23 protein-coding genes are annotated in these 25,544 nt (G+C 55.4%); 9 read left to right on the top strand and 14 right to left on the bottom strand.

Going from position 1 to position 25,544, the window contains the following annotated elements:
• Nucleotide 1: 1 nt before the first annotated feature.
• On the bottom strand, nt 2-2,053 hold the full coding sequence (gene ptrB / locus ABTW00_RS09480; RefSeq protein WP_271447673.1) for an oligopeptidase B: 2,052 nt from the start codon (nt 2,051-2,053) through the stop codon (nt 2-4).
• A gap of 83 nt (nt 2,054-2,136) precedes the next feature.
• Nucleotides 2,137-2,778, bottom strand: coding sequence for a tellurite resistance TerB family protein (locus ABTW00_RS09475; protein ID WP_064544725.1), 642 nt, complete (start codon nt 2,776-2,778; stop codon nt 2,137-2,139).
• A 183-nt stretch (nt 2,779-2,961) separates the two neighbouring features.
• Here ABTW00_RS09475 and purT point away from each other — a divergent pair, with 183 nt between their 5' ends.
• Nucleotides 2,962-4,140 (top strand): formate-dependent phosphoribosylglycinamide formyltransferase, encoded by a 1,179-nt coding sequence (gene purT, locus ABTW00_RS09470; protein WP_433640364.1) that lies wholly within the window; start codon nt 2,962-2,964, stop codon nt 4,138-4,140.
• 76 nt (nt 4,141-4,216) lie between these two features.
• On the opposite strand, the gene ABTW00_RS09465 is transcribed toward purT, so the two are convergent.
• From ABTW00_RS09465 to zwf, 3 genes are all read right to left on the bottom strand, one after another.
• Nucleotides 4,217-4,858, bottom strand: coding sequence for a bifunctional 4-hydroxy-2-oxoglutarate aldolase/2-dehydro-3-deoxy-phosphogluconate aldolase (locus ABTW00_RS09465; protein WP_064544721.1), 642 nt, complete (start codon nt 4,856-4,858; stop codon nt 4,217-4,219).
• 39 nt (nt 4,859-4,897) lie between these two features.
• Nucleotides 4,898-6,709 (bottom strand): phosphogluconate dehydratase, encoded by a 1,812-nt coding sequence (gene edd / locus ABTW00_RS09460; RefSeq protein ID WP_064544719.1) that lies wholly within the window; start codon nt 6,707-6,709, stop codon nt 4,898-4,900.
• A 234-nt stretch (nt 6,710-6,943) separates the two neighbouring features.
• A complete protein-coding gene (zwf, locus tag ABTW00_RS09455; RefSeq protein ID WP_064544716.1) occupies nt 6,944-8,419 on the bottom strand; it encodes a glucose-6-phosphate dehydrogenase in 1,476 nt (491 codons plus the stop codon).
• A gap of 397 nt (nt 8,420-8,816) precedes the next feature.
• On the opposite strand from zwf, the gene ABTW00_RS09450 reads away from it, so the two are divergent.
• The gene (locus tag ABTW00_RS09450; RefSeq protein WP_064544714.1) at nt 8,817-9,686 is read left to right on the top strand and encodes a MurR/RpiR family transcriptional regulator; all 870 of its coding nucleotides are present in this window, start codon (nt 8,817-8,819) and stop codon (nt 9,684-9,686) included.
• 110 nt (nt 9,687-9,796) lie between these two features.
• Nucleotides 9,797-11,239: a pyruvate kinase gene (gene pyk, locus ABTW00_RS09445; protein ID WP_064544712.1), complete on the top strand. Its 1,443-nt coding sequence runs from the start codon at nt 9,797-9,799 to the stop codon at nt 11,237-11,239.
• Nucleotides 11,240-11,354: 115 nt separating this feature from the next.
• On the opposite strand, the gene lpxM is transcribed toward pyk, so the two are convergent.
• From lpxM to znuA, 3 genes are all read right to left on the bottom strand, one after another.
• Nucleotides 11,355-12,332 carry a lauroyl-Kdo(2)-lipid IV(A) myristoyltransferase gene (gene lpxM / locus ABTW00_RS09440; RefSeq protein WP_064544710.1) on the bottom strand — a complete coding sequence of 326 codons (978 nt, stop codon included), beginning with the start codon at nt 12,330-12,332 and terminating at the stop codon, nt 11,355-11,357.
• Nucleotides 12,333-12,463: 131 nt separating this feature from the next.
• On the bottom strand, nt 12,464-13,786 hold the full coding sequence (gene mepM, locus ABTW00_RS09435; RefSeq protein ID WP_064544708.1) for a murein DD-endopeptidase MepM: 1,323 nt from the start codon (nt 13,784-13,786) through the stop codon (nt 12,464-12,466).
• Nucleotides 13,787-13,798: 12 nt separating this feature from the next.
• Complete coding sequence (gene znuA, locus ABTW00_RS09430) at nt 13,799-14,758, bottom strand: zinc ABC transporter substrate-binding protein ZnuA (RefSeq protein WP_065358117.1); 960 nt, start codon at nt 14,756-14,758, stop codon at nt 13,799-13,801.
• Nucleotides 14,759-14,835: 77 nt separating this feature from the next.
• On the opposite strand from znuA, the gene znuC reads away from it, so the two are divergent.
• Both znuC and znuB read left to right on the top strand, forming a co-directional pair.
• Nucleotides 14,836-15,591 carry a zinc ABC transporter ATP-binding protein ZnuC gene (gene znuC, locus ABTW00_RS09425; RefSeq protein ID WP_064544705.1) on the top strand — a complete coding sequence of 252 codons (756 nt, stop codon included), beginning with the start codon at nt 14,836-14,838 and terminating at the stop codon, nt 15,589-15,591.
• Nucleotides 15,588-16,373, top strand: coding sequence for a zinc ABC transporter permease subunit ZnuB (znuB, locus tag ABTW00_RS09420; protein ID WP_064544702.1), 786 nt, complete (start codon nt 15,588-15,590; stop codon nt 16,371-16,373). The genes znuC and znuB overlap by 4 nt, the downstream gene beginning before the upstream one ends.
• A gap of 115 nt (nt 16,374-16,488) precedes the next feature.
• Here znuB and ruvB read toward each other — a convergent pair whose 3' ends face one another.
• Together ruvB and ruvA are read right to left on the bottom strand one after the other, a co-directional pair.
• Nucleotides 16,489-17,499: a Holliday junction branch migration DNA helicase RuvB gene (gene ruvB, locus ABTW00_RS09415; protein ID WP_271447670.1), complete on the bottom strand. Its 1,011-nt coding sequence runs from the start codon at nt 17,497-17,499 to the stop codon at nt 16,489-16,491.
• 8 nt (nt 17,500-17,507) lie between these two features.
• Nucleotides 17,508-18,119 carry a Holliday junction branch migration protein RuvA gene (gene ruvA, locus ABTW00_RS09410; RefSeq protein WP_065358119.1) on the bottom strand — a complete coding sequence of 204 codons (612 nt, stop codon included), beginning with the start codon at nt 18,117-18,119 and terminating at the stop codon, nt 17,508-17,510.
• 1,161 nt (nt 18,120-19,280) lie between these two features.
• On the opposite strand from ruvA, the gene ABTW00_RS09405 reads away from it, so the two are divergent.
• Complete coding sequence (locus ABTW00_RS09405; RefSeq protein ID WP_271447668.1) at nt 19,281-19,883, top strand: YebB family permuted papain-like enzyme; 603 nt, start codon at nt 19,281-19,283, stop codon at nt 19,881-19,883.
• A gap of 1 nt (nt 19,884) precedes the next feature.
• On the opposite strand, the gene ruvC is transcribed toward ABTW00_RS09405, so the two are convergent.
• Genes ruvC through aspS form a run of 4 tightly spaced genes read right to left on the bottom strand, consistent with a single transcriptional unit; the run spans nt 19,885 to nt 23,445 of the window.
• Entirely contained in the window at nt 19,885-20,406 is a 522-nt protein-coding gene (gene ruvC, locus ABTW00_RS09400; RefSeq protein WP_064544692.1) for a crossover junction endodeoxyribonuclease RuvC, read from the bottom strand.
• 34 nt (nt 20,407-20,440) lie between these two features.
• Nucleotides 20,441-21,184: a YebC/PmpR family DNA-binding transcriptional regulator gene (locus ABTW00_RS09395; RefSeq protein WP_064544690.1), complete on the bottom strand. Its 744-nt coding sequence runs from the start codon at nt 21,182-21,184 to the stop codon at nt 20,441-20,443.
• A 28-nt stretch (nt 21,185-21,212) separates the two neighbouring features.
• Entirely contained in the window at nt 21,213-21,656 is a 444-nt protein-coding gene (nudB, locus tag ABTW00_RS09390; RefSeq protein WP_065358122.1) for a dihydroneopterin triphosphate diphosphatase, read from the bottom strand.
• A gap of 1 nt (nt 21,657) precedes the next feature.
• Complete coding sequence (gene aspS / locus ABTW00_RS09385) at nt 21,658-23,445, bottom strand: aspartate--tRNA ligase (protein ID WP_065358123.1); 1,788 nt, start codon at nt 23,443-23,445, stop codon at nt 21,658-21,660.
• Between the two features lie 267 nt (nt 23,446-23,712).
• On the opposite strand from aspS, the gene ABTW00_RS09380 reads away from it, so the two are divergent.
• From ABTW00_RS09380 to ABTW00_RS09370, 3 genes are read left to right on the top strand one after another with little or no spacing between them, the layout of a single operon-like run.
• Complete coding sequence (locus ABTW00_RS09380) at nt 23,713-24,279, top strand: hydrolase (RefSeq protein ID WP_433640357.1); 567 nt, start codon at nt 23,713-23,715, stop codon at nt 24,277-24,279.
• Nucleotides 24,276-25,094 carry a DUF72 domain-containing protein gene (locus tag ABTW00_RS09375; protein ID WP_065358125.1) on the top strand — a complete coding sequence of 273 codons (819 nt, stop codon included), beginning with the start codon at nt 24,276-24,278 and terminating at the stop codon, nt 25,092-25,094. The genes ABTW00_RS09380 and ABTW00_RS09375 overlap by 4 nt, the downstream gene beginning before the upstream one ends.
• A gap of 51 nt (nt 25,095-25,145) precedes the next feature.
• Nucleotides 25,146-25,541, top strand: a complete 396-nt coding sequence (locus ABTW00_RS09370) for an MAPEG family protein (protein WP_064544680.1) — start codon at nt 25,146-25,148, stop codon at nt 25,539-25,541.
• Nucleotides 25,542-25,544 lie beyond the last annotated feature (3 nt).

The raw sequence follows: 25,544 nt of genomic DNA, 5'->3' as shown, positions 1-25,544 counted from the left end.
CCTAGCGCTCCGAGCGCCCTGGTAGCGTTCCCTGGGCCAGGGCAATCAGGAAGGCATACTCCAGCGCGACCCCCTCATAGCTCTTATAGCGCCCGGACTTGCCGCCATGGCCGGCATCCATCTCGGTACACAGTAGCAACAGGTTATCGTCGACCTTAAGTTCACGTAGCCTGGCCACCCATTTTGCCGGCTCCCAGTACTGCACCTGCGAATCGTGTAACCCGCTGGTGACCAGCAGATGCGGGTAAGCCTGCGGCTGTACGTTGTCGTACGGGCTGTAGGATTTCATATAGCGATAGTAGGTTTCATCCTGCGGATTGCCCCACTCTTCAAACTCGCCGGTAGTGAGCGGAATCGACTCATCCAGCATGGTGGTCAGCACATCAACAAACGGAACCTGCGCCACTACGCCATGAAACAGCTCAGGTCGCTGGTTGATAACCGTCCCCATCAGCATACCGCCCGCGCTGCCGCCCATGCCGTAACACAAATTCGGCGCGCCATAGCCCTTCGCCAGCAGCGCATCGCAGACGTCGAGATAGTCGTTAAAGGTGTTTTGCTTCTTGAGGAATTTGCCGTCTTCATACCACTGCTGGCCCAGTTCACCGCCGCCGCGAATATGGGCAATCGCAAAGACAAAACCGCGATCGAGCAGGCTCAGGCGGCTGCTGCTGAAATCGGCGTCCATGCTGGCGCCGTAAGAGCCATAGCCGTAGACCAGCAGCGGATTTTTCCCCCGACGAAAATGCTCGTGGCGATAGACCAGCGAAACCGGTACCTCAACGCCATCCCGTGCGGTTACCCACAGGCGTTCGCTGCGATAGCGGCTGGCATCGAAGCCTTTTACCTCCTGTTGTTTAAGCACGCGGCGCTCGCCGCTATCCATATCAAGCTCAAACAAGGTATCCGGCGTGGTCATCGAGGAGTAGCCGTAGCGTAAACAGGCTGTTTCCGGTTCCGGGTTATAGGCAATCCAGGTGACATAGGCCGGATCGTCAAAGGCGATAGCCGTCTCCTGATGAGTTTGCCGATGAATCTGCCGCAGGCTGGTTAATCCACGCTGGCGTTCTTCCACCACCAGCCAGTCGCGGAATAACGTGAAATCTTCCAGCATCACCGTCTCGCGCGCGGCGATTAACGTCAGCCAGTCCCCTTCTTCCCCGTTAACGCCACGATAGAGGCCAAAGTTTTTACCTTCGCGGTTTGAACGAATATAAAAATGCCCCTGGTAATGGTCAAGGCTGTATTCATGATCCTTACGGCGAGCTAAAAATGTCTGCGGCTTCGCGTCAGGCGTATCGGCATCGACCAGCAGCATTTCACTGGTTGTGGCGCTGGACAGCGCAATCACCACGTACTGGCGCGATGAGGTCTTATGCAGGCTGACGTAGAACGTTTCATCCTGCTCTTCATAGATAAGCTCATCGTGCGTGGAGGGTGCCCCCACCTGATGACGCCAGACCTGCCATGGCAGCAACGTCGTCGGGTGCTGGCGCACATAATAGAGTGAACGGGAGTCGTTCGCCCACACCACGCCGGGCGAAACATTGTCAATCACCTCCGGTAGCCAGGTCTCATTTTCCAGATGACGAATCCGCAGGCTGTACTGGCGGCGAGAGAGGAAATCTTCGGTTACCGCCAGGAGATTGTTGTCGGGAGCGACGTTTAGCCCTCCCAAAGTATAAAACTCACTGTGCGCCGCACGCTTGTTTTCATCAATCAACAGCGACCAGCTCTCCTCTCCCAGCGCCTGGCGCTGATAAAGGGCATATTCGCGCCCCGGCTCAAAAACCTGACGGTAGCGATAACCATTTTTGATATACGGCGCAGAAACCTCGCGCGGAGGGATCCGGTCCACAATCTCTTTCAGCACGCGATCCTGTAGGCTGCGCTGGGATGACATCACCTGGCGGCCATAGGCGTTTTCCTGCTGTAAATAGTCGATAACCGCAGGCCTGGCGCGCGTGTCATCGCGCAGCCAGTAGTAGTTATCAATGCGCGTATCGCCATGCAATGTCATGGCGTGGGGGATCCGTTTTGCTTTTGGCGGCATCTCATTATTCTTCTGTTTTAGTCACACCCTATAAGGGTGGACAAATTAAACAATGATGCAAGCAAAAGCGGTGATAAAAGTAATTAAAGTTGCTGTTTTTGCTGCTGTAAATCGCGCTCGATGCCCTCACGGACCTCCGGCGGCAGTTTCAACGCATCGCCCAGCGCGTTCAGGTAGCTGCGCTCCATAAAATGATCGATATCGATTGCCGCACAGCTAATGAAATAGAGTTCCAACGCTTCTTCTTCATTGTGGACGTCTCGCGCCAGACGTTGAGGGTCGAGCGGTTGTTCCATCGCCCGCGCAATCAGCGCACGCCCCTGCTCTGCAATACCGGCTTCACGCAGCTGCTGTTCAATCGCCTGCTGCTCTTTCGCATCGATATGTCCATCGCTCTTCGCCGCAAAGACCAGCGCCAGAATCAGACGTTCGGTACGCACATCCAGCGGCGCCGCCGATTCGCCGTACTGGCTGGCCGCCTGCGGGTCCGCGCGCAATTTATCTTTGTACTTGTTCCACAACACGCTACCAGCCACCGCGCCACCGCCCACCAGCAGCGCGCCGGTACCGTACTTCGCCAGTATCTTTCGCGATGACTTACTGGCCAGCAGTAGCCCAGCCAAACCGCCTAACGCACCGGGCACCAGCATTTGGCTAAGATCGCTTTTACTCTCCCCCGATTTTTGCCCCAGCAGAGACTGCAGTTGATTAAGCCAGCCTGACATACGACCTCCAGTAGAAATAGGTGAGAAACTCAGCCTATGCGAGCAGATGTCAGGATATGTCTATGCCAGATAAAGATGCGCAAATATCCAGCAATAGCAACGTCTGACCGTTGTCAGCGAGACAGACGCAAACGTTTTCGTTTATAATGAGCCAAATTTTTGTGAGACGGTGGAATAGGTAAAATGACGTTATTAGGCACAGCTCTGCGTCCGGCGGCGACGCGCGTAATGCTCCTCGGTTCGGGCGAGTTAGGTAAGGAAGTGGCGATTGAGTGCCAGCGGTTGGGCATTGAGACCATCGCCATCGATCGCTACGCTGACGCCCCGGCGATGCACGTCGCGCATCGTTCTTATGTGATTAACATGCTCGACGGCGCGGCGCTGAAGGCGCTGGTTGAGCAGGAAAAACCGGACTTTATCGTGCCGGAGATTGAAGCGATCGCCACCGATATGTTGATTGAACTGGAACAGGCGGGTCAGCACGTGGTGCCCTGCGCACGCGCCACGCAATTGACCATGAACCGCGAAGGCATCCGCCGCCTGGCGGCAGAACTTCTCAAGCTGCCAACCTCAGCCTATCGCTTTGCCGACGGCGAAGCTCAGTTTCGCCAGGCGGTCGCCGACATCGGCCTGCCGTGCATCGTTAAACCGGTGATGAGCTCATCCGGCAAGGGCCAGACCTTTATTCGCCGTGAAGACCAGCTCGCTCAGGCGTGGCAGTACGCGCAGGAAGGTGGCCGGGCCGGTGCCGGGCGCGTGATTGTGGAAGGGGTGGTCAATTTTGATTTTGAAATAACCCTGTTAACCGTCAACGCCGTAGACGGCGTACACTTCTGCGCGCCGGTTGGCCACCGTCAGGAAGATGGCGACTACCGTGAGTCCTGGCAGCCGCAGCAGATGAGCGCGCTGGCGCTGGAGCGCGCGCAGGCGATCGCCCGCGAGGTGGTGCTGGCACTCGGCGGCTACGGCCTGTTCGGCGTTGAGCTGTTTGTTTGCGGCGACGATGTGGTGTTCAGCGAAGTCTCTCCGCGTCCGCACGATACCGGGATGGTGACGCTGATTTCGCAGGACGTTTCAGAGTTCGCGCTGCACGTCCGTGCGTTTCTTGGATTACCGATTGGGGCTATCCGTCAGTATGGCCCTTCCGCCTCTGCGGTACTGCTGCCAACGCTGAGCAGCAGCAACGTGACCTTTGATAACGTGCAGAATGCGCTCGGCGCGGGTGTTCAACTGCGGCTGTTCGGCAAGCCGGATATCGCCGGTTCCCGCCGTATGGGCGTAGCGCTGGCTACTGGCGATAGCGTTGAAGATGCCGTTGAGCGCGCCAAAATCGCTGCAGCGGCGGTCGTTATTCAGGAATAAGAAAAAAGGCGGGTTGCTTGCGCATACCCGCCCTTCTTTTGCTTACCCGATCATCAGACCGGGTACCGCAGACACCTTACAGCTTCGCGCCTTCAACCGCTTCGCGAGCCAGCTTGGTGATGCGATCGTAGTCGCCCGCTTCCAGCGCGTCTGCCGGAACCAGCCAGGAACCGCCGATGCACAGCACGCTTTTCAGCGCCAGGTAGTCACGGTAGTTAGCCGGAGAGATACCGCCAGTCGGGCAGAAACGGATGTGAGAGAACGGACCCGCAATCGCCTGCAGCGCTTTCACGCCGCCGTTCGCTTCAGCCGGGAAGAATTTGAACTCTTTCAGGCCGTGCTGCATACCCAGCATCAGTTCAGAAACAGAGCTAATGCCCGGGATCAGCGGGATAGTGCCTGCGGTAGCCGCTTTCAGCAGCTCATCGGTCAGGCCCGGGCTGATAGCAAACTGCGCGCCAGCGTCGGTCACTTCTTTCAGCTGCTGTGCGTTAGTCACGGTACCCGCACCCACGATCGCGTCCGGAACTTCTTTCGCAATGGCGCGGATAGCGTCCATCGCGCAGTCGGTACGCAGCGTCACTTCCAGTACGCGAACGCCACCGGCAACCAGCGCTTTTGCCATCGGTACTGCGTGCTCAAGCTTGTTAACCACGATTACCGGGACTACCGGGCCAGTGGTCAGGATTGCTTCAGCCGTTGTTTTCCAGTTTTTCATCAGAAATATTCTCTCGCCAGATCTACAAAACGTGTCATCTTAAAAGGTAATACAGGTTGCGCCCTGCTCTGCACCGGACAATTTTTCCCGTAATGCGCCAAACAGTTCACGGCCTGTCCCCACGCGCGAAGCGCTCAGATCGGGAATATGCGGTTGGCGTGCGGCCAGTTCAGCTTCATCAACCAGCAGCGTCAGCTCGCCGGTCTGGCCGTTTACGCGGATCATGTCGCCATCGCGTACTTTCGCCAGCAGCCCACCGTCATAGGCTTCAGGGGTTACGTGAATCGCTGACGGTACTTTACCGGATGCACCAGACAGTCGTCCATCAGTGACCAACGCAATTTTGAAACAGCGGTCCAATAATACACCAAGTGGCGGCATAAGTTTATGTAATTCTGGCATCCCGTTCGCTTTTGGCCCTTGATGGCGCACAACCACGACGCAATCTTTATCCAACAGCCCCGCTTCAAAGGCAGGCAGCACATCATGCTGGCTTTCAAAAACCACCGCAGGCGCTTCAATCACCTGGTTCTCAACCGGTACGGCGGAGGTTTTCATCACCGCGCGGCCAAGGTTGCCGCTCAGCACTTTGGTGCCGCCGTGTTTCGAGAACGGTTTATCGAAGGTGGCAATAATATTGTCATCCAGCGACGCGGTGGCGCCTTCACGCCAGTCCAGTTTGCCTTCGTTCAGCCACGGCTCCATGGTGTAGTGAGACAGGCCGAAACCGGCGACGGTGTTCACGTCTTCGTGCAGCAGTCCGCCTTTCAGCAGTTCGCGCACCAGCACCGGCACGCCGCCCGCCGCCTGGAAGTGGTTGATATCGGCCGGACCGTTCGGGTACAGACGCGCCATCAGCGGTACCACTTCTGACAAGTCGGAGAAATCATCCCAGTTAATGATAATGCCCGCCGCGCGCGCCATCGCCACCAGGTGCATGGTGTGATTGGTTGAACCGCCGGTCGCCAGCAGCGCCACGATACCGTTGACCACCACTTTTTCGTCAATCATTTTACCCAGCGGCATCCACTCATTACCGTTGCCGGTCATGCGAGTTACCTGACGTGCCGCAGCGGCGGTCAGTTCAGCGCGCAGCGGCGCATCCGGGTGAACAAAGGAAGAACCCGGCAGCTGCATCCCCATGAACTCAATCACCATCTGGTTGGTGTTGGCAGTGCCGTAGAAAGTGCAGGTACCCGGCGCGTGGTAAGACGCCGCCTCAGACTCCAGCAGCGCGTTACGGTCAACCTTACCTTCAGCGTAAAGCTGGCGAATGCGCACTTTTTCTTTGTTCGGCAGGCCGCTGGCCATTGGGCCTGACGGAATGAAGACAGACGGCAAATGGCCGAATGACAGCGCGGCCATCGCCAGCCCCGGGACGATTTTGTCGCACACGCCGAGGTAAAGCGCGCCGTCAAACATGTTATGAGACAGACCCACCGCAGCGGACATGGCAATCACTTCGCGGCTCAGCAGCGAAAGCTCCATCCCATCCTGACCCTGAGTCACACCGTCACACATCGCGGGCACGCCGCCTGCAACCTGCCCCACCGCGTTCACGCTGTGCAGCGCTTTGCGGATCAGGTCCGGATAGTGTTCGTAAGGCTGGTGGGCAGAAAGCATGTCGTTATAGGAGGTGATGATCGCGATATTGTTACGCAACATGCTTTTCAGCGACGCTTTATCGTCTGGCTGACAGGCGGCAAAACCGTGCGCCAGGTTGCCACAAGCGAGCTGAGAGCGATGAACCGTTTCAGTTTTGGCTTGTTCGATACGTGCCAGATAAGCCGCGCGCGTATCGCGAGAGCGTTCGATAATGCGATTTGTTACCCGTAACATTGCAGAGTTCATAAAGGCTCCTTAAATTTTTTCTGTCCAGGCTGCGGCTCACGACGGTGTATACATGGGGCTGACGAATAAATAAATGCCCGTATAGCGCAGCTCAGAGGCAAAGGTCTACTCGCAGTGTAATAAAAAAAGCCCCGGGGGTGAATCCTCCCGGGGCTTAAATGCGCAAAAATAGCACTACTTGCTGTGTTAGATCATGTTACCGGTAAAATAACACTTCTGGATTACCAGCAGACCTTACTCAAACTCGTTCCAGGAACGACCATCACGAGTAATCATGGCGACAGATGCCACCGGCCCCCAGGTTCCCGCCTGATAAGGTTTCGGCGCGTCTTTATCGCTAGCCCAGGCTTCGGTAATCGAGTCGACCCACTTCCATGCTTCTTCCACTTCATCGCGGCGCACGAACAGCGCCTGAATGCCGCGCATCGTTTCCAGCAGCAGGCGCTCATAGGCATCGGCAAGATGCGTTTGATTGAAGGTCTCGGAGTAGCTCAGATCCAGCTTGGTCACCTGCAGGTTGTGCTTGTGCTCCAGACCCGGAACCTTATTAAGGATCTGAATATCTACGCCTTCGTCCGGCTGCAGACGAATGGTCAGCTTGTTCTGCGGCAGCTCAGGCCAGGTTTCTTTGAACAGATTCAGCTCTGGGTTTTTGAAATACACAACCACTTCTGAACATTTGGTCGGCAGACGTTTACCGGTGCGCAGGTAGAACGGCACGCCCGACCAGCGCCAGTTATCAATGTCCACACGAATGGAAACGAAGGTTTCGGTGTTGCTGGATTTGTTCGCGCCCTCTTCTTCAAGGTAGCCCGGCACCTTCTGCCCTTGCGCAAAACCAGCGGTGTATTGTCCACGGACGGTTTTTTCACGCACGTTGGTATGGTCAATGCGACGCAAAGACTTCAGGACTTTCACTTTCTCATCGCGGATGCTGTCAGCACTTAAATCTGAAGGAGGCGCCATGGCAATCATGCACAGAACCTGTAACAGGTGGTTCTGGATCATGTCGCGCATTTGGCCGGCCTGGTCGAAGTAACCCCAGCGGCCCTCAATGCCGACTTCTTCGGCCACGGTAATTTCTACGTGATCGATAGTGCGGTTATCCCAGTTGTTCACAAACAGCGAGTTAGCAAAGCGCAGCGCCAGCAGGTTGAGCACCGTTTCTTTACCCAGATAGTGGTCGATACGGTAAACCTGGCACTCTTCAAAATACTCGCCCACCTGGTCGTTAATCTCACGAGAGGTTTCAAGGGAAGTACCCAGCGGTTTTTCCATGACGACGCGCGCCGGTTTGGCGTTCAGTTTCGCCTCGCCCAGACCGCGGCAGATGGCGCCAAAGGTGCTTGGCGGCATAGCAAAGTAGTTAATGGTAATGCGGTTTTTTTGATCAAGCATCTCACCCAGACGCGAAAACGCCGGGGCGTCATTCACATCAAGGTTGCAGAAATCAAGACGCGCGCTGAGGGTGTTCCACAAACCTTCATCAATTTTCTCTTTCATGAAGGTTTCGAGCGCTTCGCGGACAACTTTGGTGTATGCCGCTTTATCCCAGTCTGCACGGCCTACGCCGATAATCCGGGTGTCCGGATTAATCTGGCCGGCTTTTTCCAGCTGATACAGGGAAGGCAGCAGTTTTCGGCGGGCCAGGTCTCCCTTCGCGCCGAAAATGACCAGATCGCATGCCTGGGCCGTTTGCGTTACCGCCATGTCATTCTCCTCGGTTTATATTCCTGGTTCTATGCCAGGCTATCTACCCGTCGCCGTTCAGGTTTTCATGAAAACGACGGATATCGTTGTAATTTTCTTACGGTGCACTGTACTGTGTTTACGAAATTGCCGAAACCCTTTAACGGCATTGACCGCCTCCGATCGCACAATTCGGAACCACCACGGTCATATCATGAGGGCAATTGACCTGTTTTGTTCGTTCTTTCGCCCAGGCGGCGTCTGTTAAAACACGACACCGATCATGTAATGAAAAAAAACAACATATTTTGCTGTTCCTATTCACTTTTCATCCCGCTTCAAGCGTATATTCTTGCTAAAACGCCTGCAGATTTCACCCATTAATGGAATCGTTTCAATCTATGAGCGCCTTGTCACGATGAACATGCTGGAAAGAATCCAGTCCCAACTGGAAAACCTTAGCAAATCCGAGCGAAAAGTCGCGGAAGTCATTCTGGCGGCTCCCGAACAGGCAATTCATTCAAGCATTGCCGCGCTTGCCCTGGAAGCTGAGGTCAGTGAACCTACGGTTAATCGCTTCTGCCGCAGTCTGGAAACGCGAGGTTTTCCTGATTTTAAACTGCATCTTGCCCAAAGTCTGGCAAACGGTACACCGTATGTTAATCGTAATGTGGACGAAGATGACAGCGTTGAAGCCTATACGGCCAAAATATTCGAATCGGCCATGGCGAGCCTTGCGCATGTGCGTCAATCGCTCGATATGTCGGCGGTGAATCGCGCGGTCGATCTGCTGACCCAGGCGAAAAAAATCGCCTTCTTTGGGCTCGGTTCTTCCGCCGCGGTGGCGCACGACGCCATGAACAAATTTTTTCGCTTTAACGTCCCTGTCATCTATTCCGATGACATCGTTTTGCAACGAATGAGCTGTATGAATTGCAGCGACGACGACGTCGTGGTGCTCATTTCTCACACCGGCCGAACGAAAAGTCTGGTCGAGGTAGCGCAGGTGGCGAGGGAAAATGATGCGATGGTTATCGCCATCACTTCCGCCGGTACGCCGCTGGCCCGCGAGGCCACGCTCGCCATCACGCTGGACGTTCCTGAAGATACCGATATCTACATGCCGATGGTGTCCCGCCTGGCGCAGCTGACCGTGATCGACGTCCTGGCCACCGGCTTTACCTTACGACGCGGGGCGAAATTCAGGGATAACTTGAAGCGAGTCAAAGAAGCGTTAAAAGAATCGCGCTTTGATAAAGAACTATCGACACACAGCGATAATCACTAAAAGCGATAAAAAGAGTGTAACCTATTTAAGCATTCGGTAACCCGTTATTGGCATATTGCCGAATTCCTGTTCACGCAACACCTGAGTTGTATTAGTCAACGGAGTATTACATGTCCAGAAGGCTTCGCAGAACCAAGATCGTCACCACGTTAGGCCCAGCAACCGATCGCGATAACAACCTTGAAAAGGTTATTTCCGCCGGCGCTAACGTCGTACGTATGAATTTCTCTCACGGTACGCCAGAAGATCATCAGCTACGTGCCGACAAAGTACGCGAAATTGCAGCAAAACTGGGGCGCCATGTAGCCATCCTTGGCGATCTGCAAGGTCCAAAAATCCGCGTATCGACCTTCAAGGAAGGCAAAGTTTTCCTCAATATCGGCGACAAATTCCTGCTGGACGCCAACCTGGGTAAAGGTGAAGGCGACAAAGAGAAAGTGGGTATCGACTACAAAGGCCTGCCTGCCGACGTCGTACCGGGCGACATCCTGCTGCTGGATGATGGCCGCGTGCAGTTAAAAGTGCTGGAAGTTCAGGGCATGAAGGTGTTCACCGAAGTCACCGTCGGCGGCCCGCTGTCCAACAATAAAGGCATCAACAAATTAGGTGGCGGCCTCTCCGCTGAAGCGCTGACCGAAAAAGACAAGGCCGATATTCTGACCGCCGCCAAAATCGGCGTCGACTATCTGGCTGTCTCCTTCCCGCGCTGTGGCGAAGATCTGAACTACGCTCGCCGTCTGGCCCGCGAAGCCGGCTGCGATGCGAAAATTGTCTCCAAAGTTGAGCGTGCGGAAGCCGTCTGCAGCCAGGACGCGATGGACGATATCATTCTCGCTTCCGACGTTGTGATGGTGGCCCGTGGCGACCTGGGCGTAGAAATTGGCGACCCGGAGCTGGTGGGTATTCAGAAAGCGCTCATTCGTCGTGCGCGTCAGCTGAACCGCGCAGTCATTACCGCGACCCAGATGATGGAGTCGATGATCACCAACCCGATGCCGACTCGTGCGGAAGTGATGGACGTGGCGAACGCCGTGCTGGATGGTACCGATGCGGTGATGCTTTCTGCGGAAACCGCGGCCGGTCAATATCCGTCTGAAACCGTCGCCGCCATGGCGCGTGTGTGCCTGGGTGCAGAAAAAATCCCTAGCATCAACGTATCTAAACACCGCCTGGACGTGCAGTTCGACAACGTTGAAGAAGCGATCGCCATGTCGGCAATGTATGCGGCAAACCACCTGAAAGGGATTACCGCCATCATCACCATGACCGAATCCGGCCGTACCGCGCTGATGACCTCGCGCATCACCTCCGGTCTGCCGATTTTCGCCATGTCTCGCCATGAACGTACGTTGAACCTGACCGCGCTGTACCGTGGCGTTACGCCGGTGTTCTTCGACAGCGCCTGCGACGGCGTCGCGGCAGCCCACGATGCGGTAAACCTGCTGCGCGACAAAGGCTATCTGATGTCCGGCGACCTGGTGATTGTGACCCAGGGCGACGTGATGAGTACCGTGGGTTCAACCAACACCACGCGCATTCTGACCGTCGAGTAATACGCACGTCATCAACATAAAAAAACCGGACGATGTCCGGTTTTTTTTGCACTCAGAACAGGGCGGGAATGATCTGGGGTAACCCCAGTGTCGCTTTGCTCGCCCGGGCGATGCGTTATTTCTTTTTCTTTGGGTAGAGCTCTTTGCGCTGATACGGCTCTATTTCGCCGGGCTTACGCGTCTTCAGCAGCTTCAGGATCCACGTATACTGCTCGGCATGCGGGCCCACAAAGATCTCCACTTCTTCATTCATGCGGCGTGCAATGGTGTTGTCATCCGCTTCCAGCAGATCGTCCATCGGCGGGCGCACCAGTATCGTCAAACGATGCGTTTCACCGTTATAGACCGGGAACAGCGGCACCACGCGCGCACGGCACACTTTCATCAGCCGCCCTATCGCCGGCAGCGTCGCTTTGTAGGTTGCAAAGAAATCGACAAACTCACTATGCTCCGGCCCGTGATCCTGATCGGGCAGATAGTAGCCCCAATATCCCTGACGTACCGATTGAATAAAAGGTTTGATGCCATCGTTACGCGCGTGCAGGCGACCGCCAAAGCGGCGACGTACGGTATTCCACACGTAGTCGAACACCTTGTTGCCCTGGTTGTGGAACATTGCGGCCATCTTTTGGCCCTGCGAGGCCATGACCATGGCAGGGATATCAACGCCCCAGCCGTGCGGAACTAAGAAGATAACGTTTTCACCGTTGCGGCGCATTTCATCGATAATCTCCTGCCCCTGCCAGTCGAGGCGCGGCAGAATTTTTTCCGGCCCTTTCAACGCCAGTTCAGCCATCATCACCATCGCCTGCGGCGCGGTGGCAAACATCTCATCAATAATCGCTTCACGCTCGGCTTCACTTTTTTCCGGGAAGCAGTACAGCAGGTTGATCTGCGCGCGACGGCGGGCGCTTTTCCCAAACTTACCGGCCAGACGGCCAAGTTTACCCAGCAGCGGGTCGCGGATTTTCGCCGGTACATAAGCGATGCCCGCAAATGCCAGCACGCCTAGCCAGGCGCCCCAATAGCGCGGGTGACGAAAAGATTTCTCAAACTCGGGAATGTATTCACTGGTATTTTTTTTCGTTTCCATGCCTGTTCCAGGTTCGAATCATCGGGTCGGTGTGGATAATCAGATAGTGTAGCGAGGCGAGGTGCTTCGCACAAAAGAAAAAGCCGACGCCACCTGGGCGTCGGCTCTGAACGTTTACTTCTTAGACGAAACTAGTCAAAACGCAGCTGCGGCAGCACCTGTTTTACCTGTGCCAGGTAGTCGGTACGGTCTGAGCCGGTCAGCCCTTCGGTACGTGGCAGTTTCGCCGTCAGCGGGTTCACCGCCTGCTGGTTGATCCATACTTCATAGTGCAGGTGTGGGCCTGTTGAACGACCGGTGTTGCCTGACAACGCGATACGATCGCCACGTTTCACCTTCTGGCCCGGTTTCACCAACAGTTTACGCAGGTGCATATAGCGCGTGGTGTAGGTCCGGCCATGACGCAGTGCAACGTAATAGCCGGCCGCGCCGCTACGTTTGGCGACAACGACTTCACCGTCACCCACCGCCAGAACCGGCGTACCTTGCGGCATCGCGAAATCAACGCCGCGGTGCGGCGCCACGCGACCGGTCACCGGATTCAGACGGCGTGGGTTAAAGTTAGACGATACGCGGAACTGACGTGAGGTCGGGAAGCGTAAAAAGCCTTTCGCCAGCCCCGTACCGTTACGGTCGTAGAACTTACCGTCTTCCGCGCGGATCGCGTAGTAATCTTTACCATCAGAACGTAAACGTACGCCCAACAGCTGGCTTTGCTCACGCTTGCCGTCGAGCATTTCGCGCGACATCAGCACCGAGAATTCATCGCCTTTTTTCAGCTTACGGAAGTCCATCTGCCACTGCATCGCTTTAATCACCGCGCTAACTTCCGCGCTGGTTAACCCGGCGCTGGTGGCGCTGGAGACGAAGCTACCGCCGACGGTACCTTTGAACAGGCTATTAACCCAGTCGCCCTGCTGCATCTCGCTGCTCATTTTGAAACCGTTTGCAACGCGATCGTAGGTACGGGTTTCACGACGCGACATTTCCCAGGTTAAACGCTGGAGATCGCCATCATCGTTCAGGGTCCAGGAGAGCTGCTGGCCCACCTTCATGTTTTTCAGGTCTTTATCAGAAGCGGCAAGCTGGCTGATATTCCCCATATCAATACCGTACTGATTCAGGATGCTGCTCAGGGTATCGCCCGTGGATACCACATACTCATGCACGCCCGTTTCGTTATCGACTTTGTCGTCCAGTTCGTCCTGCGGGATGGCTTCATCTTCCTGCGCGGCCTGGTCAATCGGTTCACTGGCCTCCGGCAGCAGAGAACGAATTTCTTTTTTCTCCAGCTCAATCGTCCGGGTGACGGGTGATGAAGAGGTTGGATGGTAAACGTATGGCCGCCATACGGCGACGGCCAACGTGAGAACGGTGAGTGACCCCAGCATAACGCGGTGGGGCCGCGGCAAATTATTAAATGCCAGAGCGACAGAGCGGGCTATCTGCTGCACGTATTCACTTCCTTACTTATCTCCTTTCAGGCAGCTCGCATACTGGGTCGCCAGTTGAGCAAGAAACGCCGGGTAGCTTTCTTTGCTCAGCTGTATATTCGTGCCGAGTGGGTCCAGCGTTCCCATGCGAACGTTGGTACCCCGCGCGACAGATTCAACGACAGCGGGCCTGAATTGTGGCTCAGCAAAAACGCAGGTTGCTTTTTGCTCAACCAACTGTGTTCTTATTTGATGTAAACGCTGCGCACCGGGTTGAATCTCAGGGTTGACGGTGAAGTGCCCAAGCGGCGTCAAACCGTAGTGTTTTTCGTAGTAACCATAGGCATCATGAAAAACGAAATACCCCTTTCCTTTCACCGGCGCCAGCTCATTCGCCACCTGCTTGTCGGTTGCGGCCAGATTGGCCTCAAAATCCTTCAGGTTGGCGTCAAGCCGGGCTCGACTCTGGGGCATAAGTTCCACTAATTTGTCATGGATTGCAACCGCCGAAAGCCGCGCTATCTCTGGGGATAACCACAGATGCATGTTGTATTCACCGTGATGGTGATGTGCGTCACCTTTTTCACCGTGAGCGTGGTCATGATCGCCCTCTTCCGCACCTTCGTCACCATCGTCGTCAGCCCCTTTCATGAGTAACGGTTTCACGCCGTCCAACTGGGCGATAGTCACTTTTTTGCCGGCAGAAATGCTTTGCGTTGACTTGTCCATGAAGGCTTCCATCTCTGGACCAATCCAGACGACTAAGTCCGCGTTCTGTAAGCGTTTTGCATCAGATGGACGCAATGAATAGTCATGCTCAGACGCGCCGTCAGGCAGTAAAACCTGGGTCTCGGTGACACCATCGGCAATCGCTGAGGCGATGAATCCTAACGGTTTAAGAGAGGCGACAACGGCAGCATCCGCACGCTGTGCGGCACTCCCCCACAAAGCAACGGATAAAGCTGCGAAAAGAAGCGTATTTTTCTGTAACATAATGCGTCTATTGTTCGAAATGAATGAAAGAAGTGTGATATTATAACATTCACTCTCTTGTGCAACCCCTAATTGCTATGACGAATCTTGTATCGCTGGAAAATGTCTCCGTCAGCTTCGGCCAGCGCCGGGTGCTCTCCGACATCTCACTGAATCTCAAGCCAGGCCGCATTCTGACGCTGCTTGGTCCTAACGGCGCGGGTAAATCTACGCTGGTACGCGTGGTACTAGGGCTTGTTGCGCCCAGCGAAGGCGTCGTGGTGCGCGAAAAACAGCTGCGTATCGGCTACGTACCGCAGAAGGTTTACCTCGATGCGACATTGCCGCTGACCGTCAAGCGTTTTTTGCGTCTGCATCCCGCTACGCGTAAAGAAGATATCCTGCCGGCGCTCAAGCGTGTACAGGCAGGACATCTGCAGGATGCGCCGATGCAGAAGCTTTCCGGTGGTGAAACCCAGCGCGTACTGCTGGCACGTGCACTGCTGAACAAACCGCAGCTGCTGGTGCTGGATGAACCGACTCAAGGCGTTGACGTCAATGGCCAGGTGGCGCTGTACGATCTGATAAACCAACTGCGCCAGGAGCTGGACTGCGCGGTACTGATGGTATCGCACGATCTGCATCTGGTCATGGCAAAAACCGACGAAGTGCTGTGCCTCAACCATCATATCTGCTGTTCCGGCACGCCGGATGTGGTCTCAATGCACCCAGAATTTATTTCAATGTTTGGGCCCCGCGGCGCCGAGCAGCTCGGCATTTACCGCCATCAACATAACCACCGCCACGATTTACAGGGCCGTATTGTTTTACGTCGGGGAAATGGGCAGTCATGATTGAAATTTTACTTCCCGGCTGGCTTGCCGGAATGATGCTGGCGTGTGCTGCCGGCCCGTTAGGCTCGTTCGTGGTCTGGCGCCGTATGTCCTATTTTGGCGATACCCTGGCGCATGCTTCCCTGCTGGGCGTCGCTTTCGGTTTACTGCTCGACGTGAATCCATTTTATGCGGTCATCGCCGTCACGTTGCTGCTTGCAGCCGGCTTGGTGTGGCTGGAAAAGCGCCCTCACCTGGCGGTGGATACCCTGCTCGGCATTATGGCGCACAGCGCGCTGTCGCTTGGCCTGGTGGTGGTCAGCCTGATGTCGAACATCCGCGTAGACCTGATGGCCTACCTGTTTGGCGACCTGCTGGCGGTTACGCCGCAGGATCTTATCTCGATTGCGCTGGGTGTGGTTGTGGTGCTGGCAATTCTGTTCTGGCAGTGGCGTAATCTGCTGTCGATGACCATTAGCCCGGATCTGGCGTTTGTCGACGGCGTGAAGCTACAGCGGGTTAAGCTGCTGCTGATGCTGGTGACCGCGCTGACCATCGGCGTGGCGATGAAGTTCGTCGGCGCGCTGATTATTACATCGCTGCTGATTATTCCCGCGGCAACAGCGCGCCGTTTCGCCCGTACGCCAGAGCAGATGGCGGGGATTGCGGTGGGCGTTGGGATGATTGCGGTAACCGGTGGGCTGACCTTCTCGGCGTTTTACGATACGCCGGCGGGCCCTTCCGTGGTGCTGTGCGCGGCACTGCTGTTTATTCTGAGTATGACAAAGAAAGCCGCTGCCTGATTTTCCCGGTGGCGCTTCGCTCGGCCGGGTACACCTATGCCCGGTGGCGCTTCGCTTACCGGGCCTACAGAATCGTGTAGTCGTGTTGGCCTGATAAGCGAAGCGCCATCAGGCACTAAGGCATCTCTGGCGGCTTGATGCCAAAGTGTGCCCACGCGCGCGAAGTTGCCATACGGCCACGTGGCGTGCGCTGCAAGAACCCTTGCTGAATCAGATAGGGCTCCAGCACGTCCTCAATGGTTTCTCGCTCTTCGCCAATCGCCGCGGCCAGGTTATCCAGCCCGACGGGACCGCCAAAGAACTTATCAATCACCGCCAGCAGCAGCTTGCGGTCCATATAGTCAAAGCCTTCCGCGTCAACGTTCAGCATATCCAGCGCCTGCGCGGCAATCTCTGCGGAGATGGTGCCATCATGCTTCACCTCCGCATAATCGCGTACGCGCCTCAGCAGACGGTTGGCAATACGCGGCGTACCGCGTGCGCGACGCGCCACTTCCAGCGCGCCTTCATCGCTCATCTCCAGCCCCATATAGCGGGCGCTGCGGCCCACGATGTGCTGGAGATCAGGAACCTGGTAAAACTCCAGACGCTGTACGATACCGAAGCGATCGCGCAGCGGCGAGGTCAGGGATCCCGCGCGGGTGGTGGCGCCAATCAGGGTAAACGGCGGCAGATCGATTTTAATCGACCGCGCGGCCGGGCCTTCACCAATCATAATATCCAGCTGATAGTCTTCCATCGCCGGATACAGCACCTCCTCCACGACCGGAGACAGGCGGTGGATCTCATCGATAAACAGCACATCATGAGGTTCAAGGTTGGTGAGCATAGCCGCCAGGTCGCCCGCCTTCTCCAGCACGGGGCCTGAGGTGGTGCGTAGGTTAACGCCCATTTCATTGGCCACGATATTCGCCAGCGTGGTTTTCCCTAAACCCGGCGGGCCGAAGATGAGCAGATGGTCCAGCGCGTCGCCGCGGAGTTTCGCCGCCTGAATAAAGATTTCCATCTGCGAGCGCACCTGCGGCTGGCCGATATACTCTTCCAGTAATTTGGGGCGGATGGCGCGATCGGCCACCTCCTCCGCCATCGAACTGCCTGACGAGATCAGGCGGTCTGCTTCAATCATCCTTTACCTCATAGCGCTGCGCGGAGCGCTTCGCGGATCAATGTTTCGCTGCTGGCGTCCGGACGGGCGACTTTACTCACCATCCGGCTGGCTTCCTGAGGTTTATAGCCCAGCGCCACCAGCGCGGCAACCGCTTCCTGCTCGGCATCGTCGCTCTCCGGCCCTGCCGGTGAGGTCAGAACCAGATCGGCGGCAGGCGTAAACAGGTCGCCATGCAGCCCCTTGAAGCGGTCTTTCATCTCGACGATAAGACGCTCGGCGGTTTTCTTGCCAATACCCGGCAGCTTGACCAGCGCCCCCAGTTCTTCGCGCTCGACCGCGTTCACGAACTGCTGCGCCGACATACCGGAGAGGATCGCCAACGCCAGCTTCGGGCCAACACCGTTGGTTTTAATCAGCTCTTTAAACAGCGTGCGTTCCTGTTTGTTGTTGAAACCGTACAGCAACTGCGCGTCTTCACGCACCACGAAGTGGGTAAAGACTATCGCTTCCTGCCCGGCTTCCGGCAGCTCGTAAAAACAGGTCATCGGCATATGCACTTCATAGCCGACGCCGCCGGTTTCCAGAAGGACCAACGGGGGTTGTTTTTCGAGAATGATGCCTCTGAGTCTGCCTATCACGTGACGCTCCTGCGTTAAGGGCTGAAAAGGTAATGCTCTATCATAAAAAAAGGCTGGATAGATATCCAGATGAAAAATGTTTTTAACGATTTTCCGGGCGCTTTTTATCGCCTCGAAGTACCGTTCCTGACGCGAACAAAATATCTCGTATAATAATTAACGACTTTCTTTCGCTCTTCCCGGATGACCTCCTGACCGTAGGTCATATGGCAAATTCGATAGCCACTATTGATCAATCGCGGCATTTCTTCCCGTTCCTGCGTGTCCAGCAACACTTGACGATGGCGGTTAAGAACACGATAGATCTCCCGCACCGGCAGACTCGGATACCGTTTGTGGTAAAGAAACAACGTGAGCCTCATAAAGGCAATGATCGACCCATTGCTCATTAAATCAGGAACAAGACAGGCATTGAACAAGAGATGATGGCAGAGTTTCGCTATGTGTGGGTTGTTCTCGACAAATTGCATACACATCACGTTTGGAGGCAGCTTAACCTCCATGTATGATTTATCCTCTTGCCAGCAGGTGATGCTATACGAATAGAGTCCCGCGCAGGTATTTCGTGGCAAAGAGCTCGCAGCTCATATCCAGTCCGGCATAATAGAGAATATGCCAGCAATAAAATAACAAGTATCTGTATCAACCAACAATATCGCATCGTAAGGTACAATCGATACTAAACGCCGATAAAAGCAGATGTACATTATGTGCCGCTTATATGTATTGCATGAAATATAAATGGAAAACACACACTTAGACCAAAACGAGATGTGACACGTCTGGACGCACCAACAATATCTGAAAGTTAGCTTTCTAAAAGGAATGAAAGCGCCAGTCCAATGCAGACCACATGTGTATCAGCATAGAAAGAACAGCACTAAACCCGCGCGTCATTGTCCCCGACTACAAATCAGTAATGCCCGATAACGTTCAAACAGGGATATTTATCTCATCTCTATACACGCTTCTGGCGAGATTAGCCGTCCTTATTTTTAATACCCGCAAAAAACATTCTTATTTTAAATAAGAGTAAACATAACATTCATCACTCCCATTCATTAATAACCATATACTTGCCATAAGATTAATATAATGCTAATTATCCAACAGCATAAAATAGAGGACGTTATTTCAGAATAATCACCACGGAACGAGAACATGAAAAAACATTATCTAATCGAATATGAAACCGGAGATATTGTATTTACCTGTATAGGTACCGCACTTTTCGGTCAGATATCAACCGCATCACGGTGTTGGAGCAATCATGTAGGCATGATTATTGGCCACAACGGTGAAGACTATCTGGTGGCAGAAAGCCGCGTTCCGCTCTCAACCGTCACCACGCTGTCGCTATTTATCCAGCGTTCAGCCGGGCAGCGTTACGCCGTACGTCGCCTGCGCGGCGGCCTGACGGTCAAACAGAAGCTCGCCATCATGGAGCAGGTTCCTGCCCGGCTAAACAAGTTTTATCACACCGGATTTAAATACGAGTCATCGCGCCAGTTCTGTTCGAAATTTGTGTTTGATATCTACAAAGAAGCGCTGTCTATTCCGATAGGCGACGTCGAGACGTTTGAAGAGTTACTGAACAGCAACCCCAATGCAAAGCTCACTTTCTGGAAACTGTGGTTTTTAGGTTCCATTCCCTGGGAGCGCAAAACGGTAACACCAGCCAGTCTGTGGCAGCATCCGAATCTGATTCTGGTGGATTCACAAGATAAAGAAACACCCCAGTCAACGGCGACTGAGGTGATTTAGATTAGCGTAACCGCCCACGCGCTAAATTCAGCCTTGCGTCACTCACCTGCATGGCGTTCTGGCTGACGTGGCAGTGGGTAATGGCGATAGCCAGCGCATCCGCGGCATCGGCCTGCGGGTTAGCGGGGAGCTTTAACAGCGTGCGCACCATATGCTGAACCTGGCTTTTTTCCGCGCTACCAATACCCACCACGGTCTGTTTCACCTGACGGGCGGCGTACTCAAAGACAGGCAGCTCCTGATTGGTGGCGGCCACAATGGCCACCCCGCGCGCCTGCCCCAGCTTAAGCGCCGAGTCGGCGTTTTTCGCCATAAAAACCTGCTCTATCGCGAAATAGTCCGGCTGGAACTGGGTGATAATCTCCGTCACGCCCGCGTAAATCAGCTTCAGGCGCGACGGGAGATCCTCGACTTTGGTGCGAATGCAGCCGCTACCGAGGTAGGTCAACTGACGGCCAACCTGGCGAATCACGCCATAACCGGTGATGCGCGACCCCGGGTCAATGCCGAGAATAATAGCCATCACGCATCTCCTGTTATATTAGGGTTCAGCCACCTCATTCTAAGGTAGCAGCAACCTCGTCAGAGATTTCACCGTTGTGGTAAACTTCCTGAACGTCGTCACAGTCTTCCAGCATGTCGATAAGACGCAGCAGCTTCGGCGCGGTTTCCGCGTCCATGTCCGCTTTGGTAGACGGAATCATTGAGACTTCAGCGGCATCAGCTTTCAGACCCGCGGCTTCCAGCGCGTCGCGCACTTTGCCCATCTCTTCCCACGCGGTGTAAACGTCAATCGCGCCGTCATCGAAGGTCACAACGTCTTCAGCACCGGCTTCCAGCGCCGCTTCCATGATGACGTCTTCGTCGCCTTTCTCAAAAGAGATCACGCCTTTTTTGCTGAACAGGTAAGCAACCGAACCGTCAGTTCCCAGGTTACCACCGGTTTTGCTGAACGCGTGACGCACTTCCGCAACGGTACGGTTACGGTTATCGGACAGGCATTCAATCATCACCGCCGTGCCGCCAGGGCCGTAACCTTCATAGATGATGGTCTCCATGTTCGAGTCTTCATCACCGCCCACGCCGCGCGCAATCGCACGGTTCAGGGTGTCACGGGTCATGTTGTTGGACAGTGCTTTATCCACCGCCGCACGCAGACGCGGATTAGCATCCGGATCGCCGCCGCCCAGTTTAGCCGCCGTCACCAGCTCACGAATGATCTTGGTGAAGATTTTGCCGCGCTTGGCATCCTGCGCCGCTTTACGATGTCTGGTGTTGGCCCATTTACTATGACCTGCCATAAAAATATCTCCAAAAAACTTTGCCCTATCAGGCAGCGTTAATGACAAATTCTTCAATCGCCTGCCGGTTACTCCACGACTTGGTCAGCGCCGCCGCAACGGGCGCATCGAGCCATTGGTAGGCCAGGTGTTCAGTGAACACAATCTCCCGCTCGTGGGGCAGCGCAAGGCAGAACCAGGATTCCGTATTGCGCACTACGCCTGGGGCATAGCGATGTCGTAAATGTTGAAAAATTTCAAACTCCACCGTGCGCTGACAGTCCATCAAGGTCAGTTGCTCAGAAACAACGTCAATGGTGACCTCTTCCTTTACTTCACGCACGGCGGCCTGCGACGCGGTTTCCCCCGCTTCCAGGCTGCCGGTAACCGACTGCCAGAACTCGGGGTCATCGCGTCGCTGCAGCATCAGCACCCGTTTACTGTCCTGGGCATAAATGACCACCAGAATAGAGACGGGCTGCTTGAATAGCATGTTACTCGTTCTCCGCCGACGCTTTCGGCTCTTTTGCCACAACCTGAATACCCAGCTCGCCAAGAGAGGCCGGGTTCGCGAAGCTTGGCGCTTCGGTCATCAGGCAGGCAGCCGCCGTGGTTTTCGGGAAAGCGATAACGTCACGGATGTTGTCGGTGCCGGTCAGCAGCATGGTCAGACGGTCTAGACCGAATGCCAGACCCGCGTGAGGCGGCGTACCGTACTTCAGCGCGTCCAGCAGGAAGCCAAACTTCTCGCGCTGCTCTTGCTCATTGATGCCGAGGATACCGAACACGGTCTGCTGCATGTCGCCGCGGTGAATACGTACGGAACCACCGCCCACTTCGTAGCCGTTGATCACCATATCGTAGGCGTTCGCTACCGCGTCTTCCGGTGCCGCTTTCAGTTCTTCGGCGGTCATGTCTTTCGGCGAGGTGAACGGGTGGTGCATCGCGGTCAAACCGCCTTCACCGTCGTCTTCAAACATCGGGAAGTCGATAACCCACAGCGGCGCCCACAGGGTTTCGTCGGTCAGGTTCAGGTCTTTACCCAGCTTCAGACGCAGCGCGCCCATCGCGTCGGCAACCACTTTCTTGTTATCCGCGCCGAAGAAGATCATGTCGCCGTCCTGCGCGCCGGTGCGCTCAAGGATAGCTTCAATGATGTCGGCGGTCAGGAATTTGGCGACCGGGCTGGTGATGCCTTCCAGACCCTTGGCGCGTTCGGTCACTTTGATGTAAGCCAGGCCTTTCGCGCCGTAGATCTTCACAAAGTTGCCGTATTCGTCGATAAGCTTACGGGTCAGCGCAGCGCCGCCCGGTACGCGCAGCGCGGCTACGCGGCCTTTCGGATCGTTTGCCGGGCCAGAGAAGACCGCGAATTCCACGTCTTTCAGCAGATCAGCAACGTCTACCAGCTCCATCGGGTTACGCAGATCCGGTTTGTCGGAACCGTAACGGCGTTCGGCTTCAGCGAAGGTCATGATCGGGAAGTCGCCCAGATCCACGCCTTTGATTTCCAGCCACAGCTGACGCACCATCGCTTCCATCACTTCACGTACCTGCGGTGCGGTCATGAAGGAAGTTTCCACGTCGATCTGGGTAAATTCTGGCTGACGGTCAGCGCGCAGATCTTCGTCACGGAAGCATTTTACGATCTGATAGTAGCGGTCGAAACCGGACATCATCAGCAGCTGTTTGAACAGCTGAGGCGACTGCGGCAGCGCATAGAATTTACCTTTATGTACGCGGGACGGTACCAGGTAATCGCGTGCGCCTTCCGGGGTCGCTTTGGTCAGCATCGGGGTTTCGATATCGAGGAAACCGTGATCGTCCATAAAGCGGCGCACAAAGCTGGTGATTTTGGCGCGGGTTTTCAGGCGCTGAGCCATTTCAGGACGACGCAGGTCGAGGTAGCGGTACTTCAGACGCGCTTCTTCGGTGTTAACGTGGTTGGAGTCCAGCGGCAGCGATTCTGAACGGTTGATGATAACCAGGTCGGAAGCCAGAACTTCAATCGCACCGGTCGCCATATCCGCGTTGATGTTTTTTTCATCACGGGCGCGAACGGTGCCGGTAACCTGAATGCAGAACTCATTACGCAGTTCAGAGGCTAACTTCAACGCATCCGCACGATCCGGATCGAAGAACACCTGTACGATGCCTTCACGGTCGCGCATATCGATAAAAATGAGGCTACCGAGATCACGACGGCGGTTGACCCAACCACACAGAGTCACCTGCTGCCCAACGTGGGACTGTCGAAGCTGTCCGCAATATTCTGTACGCATGAGATATCCCTTAACTTAGCCGTCGGCGGATTGTCGCCTGCCTGGCAGGCTTTACTGTCGCAGCTTTAGCTGAATGTCACTACTGGATGAAAAAAGGGGGCTATTATACTGGAAATTCTCGCTGGCGATAAGCCCAGTGCGGTTTATACGCCTGTTTGCTGAACGCTTATTGCTTACGCTCACAAAAATTAACAATAATTATCCATTCGATCACCTGGCGACAATTGTAAGGTATGCCCCCGACAGCCCGCTTACAGAGGAATAACCATGCTGAATTTAGTCGCAAACAAAACCGCCCTTGTCGTCATTGACTTGCAGGAAGGCATTCTGCCGTTCGCCGGCGGCCCGCATACCGCAAGCGACGTTGTGTCACGCGCCGCGCGTTTAGCCGAAAAATGCCGCGCCGCCTCTGCGCCGGTGGTGATGGTACGCGTGGGCTGGTCCGCCGATTATGCCGAAGCGTTAAAACAGCCGGTTGACGCGCAGGCCCCGGCAAAAGCGCTGCCGGACAACTGGTGGACCTATCCGGCTGAACTGGGTAAACAGGACGGAGATATCGAAGTGACCAAACGCCAGTGGGGTGCCTTCTACGGAACCGATCTTGAAATGCAGCTGCGCCGCCGAGGCATTGACACCATTATTCTGTGTGGGATTTCAACCAATATCGGCGTCGAGTCAACCGCGCGTAACGCCTGGGAGCTGGGCTTTAATCTGATCATCGCCGAAGATGCATGCAGCGCCGCTTCCGCTGAGCAACATCAGGGCAGCATGACGCATATCTTCCCGCGCATCGCCCGCGTGCGCAGCACTGAGGAGATCCTCGCCGCCTTATGATTTATCTTGGGCTTCCCCAATGGTCGCACCCGAAATGGGTGCGATTGGGTATTACCAGCCTCGAACAGTACGCTCGCCACTTTAACTGCGTGGAGGGTAACACCACGCTGTACGCGCTGCCAAAAGCCGAGATTGTCGCCCGCTGGCAGGCTCAAACGGATGATAACTTCCGTTTTTGCTTTAAATTCCCGGCGACCATTTCACATCAGGCTGCGCTACGCCAGTGCGGCGATCTCACGCAGGAATTTTTCCAGCGGCTATCGCCTCTCGCCGGGCGAATTGGTCAGTACTGGCTACAGCTTCCCGCGACCTTTGGGCCGCGCGACCTCCCTGCGCTATGGGCATTCCTCGACGGCCTGCCAAAGGAATTCCATTACGGCGTGGAAGTTCGCCATCCTGGCTTTTTCAGTAAAGGTGATGAAGAGCGACAGCTCAATCGTGGCCTGCACGAACGTGGCGTGAATCGCGTGATTCTCGACAGCCGCCCGGTGCATGCCGCCATTCCGCACAATGAAGCCGTCATCGAGGCGCAACGTAAGAAACCGAAGGTACCGGTGCACGCCGTCGTCACCGCCGGTCAGCCAATGGTGCGCTTTATCGGCAGCGATAATATGGCGCAGAATCTGGCGATGTTTACGCCGTGGCTGGAAAAATTGCCGCTATGGCAGCAAACCACCACCCCCTATTTATTCCTGCATACGCCGGATATCGCCCAGGCGCCCGAGCTGGTGGACGCCCTGTGGAATACGTTGCGCACCGCCCTTCCCGACCTGGGTGACGCGCCGGCAATTCCACAACAATCTTCTCTTTTCTGACGTTCCTACCTATGATAATGAGTGCCATCTGCCAAAAGAAAGGGAGTTTGTATGGTTAGCGCGTTGTATGCCGTGCTGGCGGCATTGTTGCTGATAAAGTTTTCCTTTGATGTCGTTCGCCTGCGCATGCTGTACCGCGTTGCCTACGGTGACGGCGGCTTTAGCGAGCTACAGAGCGCCATCCGCATTCACGGCAACGCGGTGGAATACATCCCCATTGGCGTGGTTCTGCTGCTGTTTATGGAAATGAACGGCGCGGAGACCTGGATGGTGCACATTTGCGGCCTGCTGCTGCTGGCCGGGCGGCTGATGCACTATTATGGATTCCACCATCGCCTCTTTCGCTGGCGGCGCTCCGGCATGAGCGCAACCTACATTTCGCTGTTGCTAATGGTGCTGGCGAACCTGTGGTATATGCCGTGGGAGTTGGTTTTCTCCCTCCATTAGCGC

Origin of the sequence: Kluyvera georgiana, assembly GCF_050990895.1 — a bacterium.
Taxonomy (GTDB): Bacteria; Pseudomonadota; Gammaproteobacteria; order Enterobacterales; family Enterobacteriaceae; genus Kluyvera; species Kluyvera georgiana.
Note: the sequence above shows the minus strand (reverse complement) of the source record. Positions and strands in the feature narration are given on the sequence as shown.

Excerpts from the sequence above, each read along its gene's own strand:
- ABTW00_RS09450 (WP_064544714.1), top strand. The coding sequence starts at position 8,817 with ATGAACATGCTGGAAAGAATCCAGTCCCAACTGGAAAACCTTAGCAAA.
- ptrB (WP_271447673.1), bottom strand. The coding sequence starts at position 2,053 with ATGCCGCCAAAAGCAAAACGGATCCCCCACGCCATGACATTGCATGGC.
- znuA (WP_065358117.1), bottom strand. The coding sequence starts at position 14,758 with ATGTTACAGAAAAATACGCTTCTTTTCGCAGCTTTATCCGTTGCTTTG.
- zwf (WP_064544716.1), bottom strand. The coding sequence starts at position 8,419 with ATGGCGGTAACGCAAACGGCCCAGGCATGCGATCTGGTCATTTTCGGC.
- ruvC (WP_064544692.1), bottom strand. The coding sequence starts at position 20,406 with ATGGCTATTATTCTCGGCATTGACCCGGGGTCGCGCATCACCGGTTAT.
- ABTW00_RS09370 (WP_064544680.1), top strand. The coding sequence starts at position 25,146 with ATGGTTAGCGCGTTGTATGCCGTGCTGGCGGCATTGTTGCTGATAAAG.
- ABTW00_RS09475 (WP_064544725.1), bottom strand. The coding sequence starts at position 2,778 with ATGTCAGGCTGGCTTAATCAACTGCAGTCTCTGCTGGGGCAAAAATCG.
- pyk (WP_064544712.1), top strand. The coding sequence starts at position 9,797 with ATGTCCAGAAGGCTTCGCAGAACCAAGATCGTCACCACGTTAGGCCCA.
- purT (WP_433640364.1), top strand. The coding sequence starts at position 2,962 with ATGACGTTATTAGGCACAGCTCTGCGTCCGGCGGCGACGCGCGTAATG.
- ABTW00_RS09395 (WP_064544690.1), bottom strand. The coding sequence starts at position 21,184 with ATGGCAGGTCATAGTAAATGGGCCAACACCAGACATCGTAAAGCGGCG.
- ABTW00_RS09380 (WP_433640357.1), top strand. The coding sequence starts at position 23,713 with ATGCTGAATTTAGTCGCAAACAAAACCGCCCTTGTCGTCATTGACTTG.
- nudB (WP_065358122.1), bottom strand. The coding sequence starts at position 21,656 with ATGCTATTCAAGCAGCCCGTCTCTATTCTGGTGGTCATTTATGCCCAG.
- lpxM (WP_064544710.1), bottom strand. The coding sequence starts at position 12,332 with ATGGAAACGAAAAAAAATACCAGTGAATACATTCCCGAGTTTGAGAAA.
- ABTW00_RS09375 (WP_065358125.1), top strand. The coding sequence starts at position 24,276 with ATGATTTATCTTGGGCTTCCCCAATGGTCGCACCCGAAATGGGTGCGA.
- edd (WP_064544719.1), bottom strand. The coding sequence starts at position 6,709 with ATGAACTCTGCAATGTTACGGGTAACAAATCGCATTATCGAACGCTCT.
- ABTW00_RS09465 (WP_064544721.1), bottom strand. The coding sequence starts at position 4,858 with ATGAAAAACTGGAAAACAACGGCTGAAGCAATCCTGACCACTGGCCCG.
- aspS (WP_065358123.1), bottom strand. The coding sequence starts at position 23,445 with ATGCGTACAGAATATTGCGGACAGCTTCGACAGTCCCACGTTGGGCAG.
- ruvB (WP_271447670.1), bottom strand. The coding sequence starts at position 17,499 with ATGATTGAAGCAGACCGCCTGATCTCGTCAGGCAGTTCGATGGCGGAG.
- znuC (WP_064544705.1), top strand. The coding sequence starts at position 14,836 with ATGACGAATCTTGTATCGCTGGAAAATGTCTCCGTCAGCTTCGGCCAG.
- ABTW00_RS09405 (WP_271447668.1), top strand. The coding sequence starts at position 19,281 with ATGAAAAAACATTATCTAATCGAATATGAAACCGGAGATATTGTATTT.
- znuB (WP_064544702.1), top strand. The coding sequence starts at position 15,588 with ATGATTGAAATTTTACTTCCCGGCTGGCTTGCCGGAATGATGCTGGCG.